The 5,237-nt window shown below is 72.2% G+C and carries 6 protein-coding genes; 4 read left to right on the top strand and 2 right to left on the bottom strand.

The window, feature by feature from the left end:
• Positions 1-1,155: universal stress protein (locus KME77_RS01575; RefSeq protein WP_219460781.1), on the bottom strand; the 1,155-nt coding region annotated here is incomplete at its 3' end.
• Between the two features lie 141 nt (positions 1,156-1,296).
• On the opposite strand from KME77_RS01575, the gene KME77_RS01570 reads away from it, so the two are divergent.
• Positions 1,297-2,328 (top strand): cellulose binding domain-containing protein, encoded by a 1,032-nt coding sequence (locus KME77_RS01570; protein WP_308250494.1) that lies wholly within the window; start codon positions 1,297-1,299, stop codon positions 2,326-2,328.
• On the opposite strand, the gene KME77_RS01565 is transcribed toward KME77_RS01570, so the two are convergent.
• Complete coding sequence (locus KME77_RS01565; RefSeq protein ID WP_219460778.1) at positions 2,325-2,798, bottom strand: flavoprotein; 474 nt, start codon at positions 2,796-2,798, stop codon at positions 2,325-2,327. The genes KME77_RS01570 and KME77_RS01565 overlap by 4 nt on opposite strands.
• A gap of 73 nt (positions 2,799-2,871) precedes the next feature.
• On the opposite strand from KME77_RS01565, the gene KME77_RS01560 reads away from it, so the two are divergent.
• The 3 genes from KME77_RS01560 to KME77_RS01550 all read left to right on the top strand — a co-directional run bounded on the left by KME77_RS01560 (position 2,872) and on the right by KME77_RS01550 (position 5,208).
• Positions 2,872-3,186: an EthD family reductase gene (locus KME77_RS01560; protein WP_219460775.1), complete on the top strand. Its 315-nt coding sequence runs from the start codon at positions 2,872-2,874 to the stop codon at positions 3,184-3,186.
• A 39-nt stretch (positions 3,187-3,225) separates the two neighbouring features.
• Complete coding sequence (lepB, locus tag KME77_RS01555) at positions 3,226-3,717, top strand: signal peptidase I (protein WP_219460772.1); 492 nt, start codon at positions 3,226-3,228, stop codon at positions 3,715-3,717.
• Positions 3,718-3,792: 75 nt separating this feature from the next.
• Positions 3,793-5,208: an NAD(P)/FAD-dependent oxidoreductase gene (locus tag KME77_RS01550; RefSeq protein WP_308250493.1), complete on the top strand. Its 1,416-nt coding sequence runs from the start codon at positions 3,793-3,795 to the stop codon at positions 5,206-5,208.
• The last annotated feature ends 29 nt before the right edge of the window (positions 5,209-5,237 follow it).

Genomic DNA, 5,237 nt, shown 5'->3' with positions numbered 1-5,237 from the left:
CCCGCGGGGGGTGGCGGCCGCCTCGTGCGGCACCAGGTGCACGTCGATCGAGCCGGACAGCGCGGCCGCCGTCACACCCACGCCGCGCCCCATGACCTGCGCGAACCTGCCGCGTCGTGAGACGCCGAGCACGAGCTGCGTCGCGTTCGCGCCCTGGGCGAACTCCACCAGCGCGCGCGGCACGTCGTCGCCGACGACCTGGTGGTAGGTGCCGCCCAGGCTCTCGGCGAGCGCGCGCTGGCGGACGAGCGTCGCGGGGTCACCGTCGAACGTGAGCCCGTCGCGCGAGAGACCGCCGTGTGCGAGACCCCCGTGCGCGAGACCGCCGTACGCGAGGCCGTCGGCCCTGGTCACGTGGACGGCCAGCAGGTCCGCCCCCTTGGAGCCGGCGGCGATCCTGGCGGCGCGCCGGATCAGCGTGTCGCCCTCGGGGCCGCCGGTGAGGCCGACGACGACCCGTTCGCGCGCCCCCCAGGTGTCGGCTATGCCGTGGTCGGCGCGGTAGCGGTCGAGTTGTTCGTCGACTTCGCCCGCCACCCAGAGCAGGGCCAGCTCGCGCAGGGCGGTGAGGTTGCCGACGCGGAAGTAGTTGGCGAGGGCGGCGTCGACCTTCTCCGGGGCGTACACGTTGCCGTGCGCCATCCTGCGGCGCAGCGCCTCGGGCGACATGTCGACCAGCTCGATCCGGTCGGCCTCACGCACGACCTCGTCGGGGACGGTCTCGCGCTGGGGGACGCCGGTGATCCGGCGTACGACGTCGTTGAGCGATTCGAGGTGCTGGATGTTGAGCGTCGAGACGACGTCGATGCCCGCGTCGAGGATCTCGCCGACGTCCTGCCAGCGCTTGGCGTTGCGCGAGCCGGGGGCGTTGGTGTGCGCCAGCTCGTCGATCAGCGCGGACCTCGGCGCGCGCTCGATGACGGCGGCGACGTCCAGCTCGGTGAAGGTCGCGCCGCGGTGGGTGAGGGTCGTGCGGGGAACGCTCTCCAGCCCGTCGAGCAGGGCCTGCGTACGGGCTCTGCCGTGGGTCTCGACCAGGCCGGCGACCACGTCACGGCCGCGTCCGGCGGCGCGGCGCGCCTCGTCGAGCATCGTGTACGTCTTGCCGACGCCGGGGGCCGCGCCAAGGTAGACGCTCAGCCTCCCGCGTGTCATGTTCCCAGGTTAGACCGCGGTTCGCGGCGGGTGGCGGCGTGGCCGGGGTGCTGTGAAAGTTACAGGGAATCACCGCAGGTCGGATGGAGTGCGGTGATCTGTCCGCTTTCCGGTGGAGGATCCCGCTCTTACGCTCCGGTCGTGAAGTCGAGGATGAGCGCCTTGCTCGTGGCCGTGCTGACCTTCGTCGCGACCGTGCTGTTTCTGACCACCACCCCGGCCGAGGCCGCCGCCACCCGGATCATGCCGTTGGGCGACTCGATCACCGGCTCCCCCGGCTGCTGGCGGGCCCTGCTCTGGAACAGGTTGCAGAGCACCGGCTACACCAACGTCGACTTCGTCGGCACGCTGCCGCCCCAGGGCTGCGCGGTCGCGCACGACGGGGACAACGAGGGACACGGCGGCTTCCTGGCGACGAACGTGGCCAGTCAGAACCAGCTCGTCGGCTGGCTGGCGGCCACCAGGCCGGACGTCGTGCTCATGCACTTCGGGACGAACGACGTGTGGAGCAACATCCCGCCCTCGACGATCCTGAGCGCGTTCACGACGCTGGTGGGCCAGATGCGGGCGAGCAACCCCGCGATGCGGATCCTGGTCGCGAAGATCATCCCGATGGCGCCGTCCAACTGCGCCGACTGCGGACAGCGCGCGGTCGCCTTCAACAACGCGATCCCCGCCTGGGCCGCCGCCACCAGCACGCAGCAGTCGCCGGTCGTCGTGGTGGACCAGTGGACGGGGTTCAGCACGAGCGCGGACACGTACGACGGCGTGCATCCGAACGCGTCGGGCGACCAGAAGATGTCCGACAAGTGGTACCCGGCGCTGGTCAACTTCCTCACGCCCGGCGGCCCCACCACCCCGCCTCCCACGGGCGGCGGCTGCGCGGCCACGTACAGGATCGCCGGGCAGTGGAGCGGGAACTTCCAGGGTGAGGTCACCGTCACGAACACCGGCACGAGCGCGATCAGCGCCTGGACCACCGCGTGGACGTTCGCCAACGGGCAGCGGATCACCCAGATCTGGGGCGGCGTGCTGACGGCGAGCGGCTCCGGGGTGAGCGTGCGGAACGCGAGCTGGAACGGCACGCTCGCGCCGGGCGCCTCGACCACGTTCGGCTTCCTCGGGACGTGGAACGGCGTCAACACCGCGCCCGCTCCGACCTGCTCCGCCTAACCTTTCCTGGCGGCGCGCACGTGGCCCAGCGCCAGCGCCCAGTCCGGCTCGTCCAGCACGATCACGCCGTCCGCCCTCAGATCGGCCACCGACCTGAGGAACGGCGTGCGGCCCGCCAGCGCCTCGTTGACGTACGGCACCACGACCACGGGAATGCCCAGGCCGGGCGCCTCGGCGAGCAGGCCGAGCGCGTACGTGTCGGTGATGCCCTGGGCGAACTTGTTGACGGTGTTGTACGTGGCCGGCGAGACGATGATCGCCTCGGGGCGGGGCGGCTTCAGCTCGTCGGGCCTGCGGTAGCGGCTGCGCACGGGCTGACCGGTCTGCTCGGCCAGCGCGGCCACGTCGACGAAGTCGAGCGCCGACGGGGTGGCGACCACCTGGACGCCCCACCCGTCGTCCAGGGCCATGGCCACGAGGCCGCCCACGTTCCGGGCCTCCCAGGCGGCGCACACGATGAGATAAAGCATCGCCGCAACCTCTATCACAGGGGGGCGGGGCGGGGTTTCATGGGCGTACGAGTCTTCCCGTACGGAGGCGGCCATGGCGTACCAGTTGATCGTGCTCTACAACCCCCCGGAGAGCGTCACGGCGTTCGACAAGCACTATGACGAGACGCACGCGCCGTTGGCGGCCGAGCTGCCCGGGCTGCGCGCCTACACGGCCACCCGTCCCGGTCCGTCGGCCGACGGCGGGTCCGCTCCGTACCATCTGGTGGCGATACTGACGTGGGACGACGAGGCGGCGTTCAACGCGGCCATGGCGAGTGAGGCGGGCCAGGCGGCGGTGGCTGACCTGGCCAACTTCGCCGGGGCGGGGGTCACCGTGCTCTCGGGGCCCTCGGAGAGCGCCCTCTGAGACTGTCGGGCGGCGCCGCCCGTCTGCGATCATGCCTGCGTGTCACGTCGCGGCGTCCCCCTTCTGGTCCTGCTGTTCCCGCTGCTCGCGGCCGTCGCCTGCGGGGCGGAGCGGCTCACGGTGGACAGTGAGTCGATGGAGCCCACGTTCAGGAAGGGGCAGTCGATCACCGTCCGGTCCGTGGACGATGGGTATCGGCCCAAGGTCGGTGATGTGATCGTCTTTCGCCGGCCGGCGGGGTGGGGCGGTGATCCGGAGGTGTTGCAGGTCTCGCGGGTCATCGGCCCGCCGGGAAGCGCCGTCGCCTGCTGCGAGCGGGAACAGGTCACCGTGAACGGGGAGCCGCTCGCGGAGCCGTACCTGGCCGGGCGGTCCGCCTCCGGCAACAAGTTCGGCGTCCAGGTGCCCGCCGGGCAGGTCTGGGTCATGAGCGACAATCGCGACGTGGCCCTCGACTCCCGTGCGCACCAGGACGCTCCGGGGCGCGGGGCGGTTCCGCTCTCGGACGTCGTCGGTGTGGTGGCGCCCTGATCGGGGCGGTTGTCCGGGCGCGTGGCCGGTTCGGTGCCGTCTGCCCCGGTGGAAGGGATGGGAGGCTGTGCTGACGTGGAAGGCATCCCGCTGACCGGGGACTTCGTCAACGGCGACGTCTCGTTCTGGTACCGGCGCATCGGCCTGCCGGACCGCCGGGCGGCGTTGCCCGGGCCGTGCTCGTACGACGTGGTGATCGTCGGCGGCGGGTACACGGGGTTGTGGACCGCGTACTACCTCAAGAAGGCGCGTCCGGACCTGCGGATCGTGATCCTGGAGCGGGAGTTCGCCGGGTTCGGCGCCTCGGGGCGCAACGGCGGGTGGCTGTCGGCCGAGTTCGCGGGGTCGCGGGCCCGGTACGCGGCGGCCCGGGGACGGGAGGCGGTGATCTCGATGCAGCACGCCATGTTCCGGTCCGTCGACGAGGTCATCCGGGTCACCCGGGAGGAGGGCGTCGAGGCGGACGTCCACAAGGGCGGGCTGATCCACGTCGCCACCAATCCCGCGCAGCGGCGGCGGATGCGGGCCGAGCTGGCCTCGCTGCGCACGTGGGGGTACGGGGAGGAGGACCTGCGGGTGATGTCCCGGGACGAGCAGCGCGAACGCCTGCAGGTGGCGGGCACCCTGGAGGCCACCTACACGCCGCACTGCGCGCGCGTCCAGCCGGCGAAGCTGGCGGTCGGGCTCGCCTCGGTGGTCGCCGCGCTGGGGGTGGACATCTTCGAGAACACCACCGTGACGGAGATCCGCCCACGTCAGGGCGGAGAGGCCGCCGCCGTCACGTCACGCGGCGTCGTCTCCGGCGAGTACGTCATCCGCGCGACCGAGGGCTTCACCGCGAGCCTCGCCGGCCAGCACCGGCAGTGGCTGCCGATGAACAGCTCCATGATCGTCACCGAGCCGCTGCCGGCCGAGGTGTGGAAGCACATCGGCTGGTCGGGCGGCGAACTGCTCGGTGACGAGGCTCATGCCTACATCTACGCCCAGCGCACCGCGGACGACCGGATCGCGATCGGCGGGCGCGGCGTCCCGTACCGGTACGGGTCCCGCACCGACCGTCGTGGCGCCACCCAGCAGCGGACGGTGGCGCTGCTCTGGCGGATGCTGGTCAAGCTCTTCCCGGCCGCCGCCGACGCCCGCGTCCAGCATTCCTGGTGCGGTGTGCTCGGCGTCCCGCGCGACTGGTGCTCCACGGTGCACCTGGACCACGTGACCGGTCTCGGCTGGGCGGGCGGGTACGTCGGCAGCGGCGTCAGCACCACCAACCTCGCCGGCCGTACGCTCCGCGACCTGGTGCTGCGCCGGGACACGGACCTGACGGCGCTCCCTTGGGTGGGCCGCCAGGTCCGCCAGTGGGAGCCGGAGCCGCTGCGGTGGGCGGGGGTGCGGTTGATCTACACCCTGTTCAGGGCGGCGGACCGGCGGGAGAACGACCGGGGCACCACCACCTCGGCCTACGCCCGCCTCGCCGGCCTCATCTCCGGCCGCTGACCGTCGCGCCACGCACGTGGCGCGGTACG

Origin of the sequence: Nonomuraea rhizosphaerae, assembly GCF_019396405.1 — a bacterium.
In the GTDB taxonomy this organism is placed as follows: Bacteria; Actinomycetota; Actinomycetes; order Streptosporangiales; family Streptosporangiaceae; genus Nonomuraea; species Nonomuraea rhizosphaerae.
The sequence above is the reverse complement of the archived record's forward strand: the minus strand, read 5'-3'. Positions and strand labels throughout refer to the sequence as shown.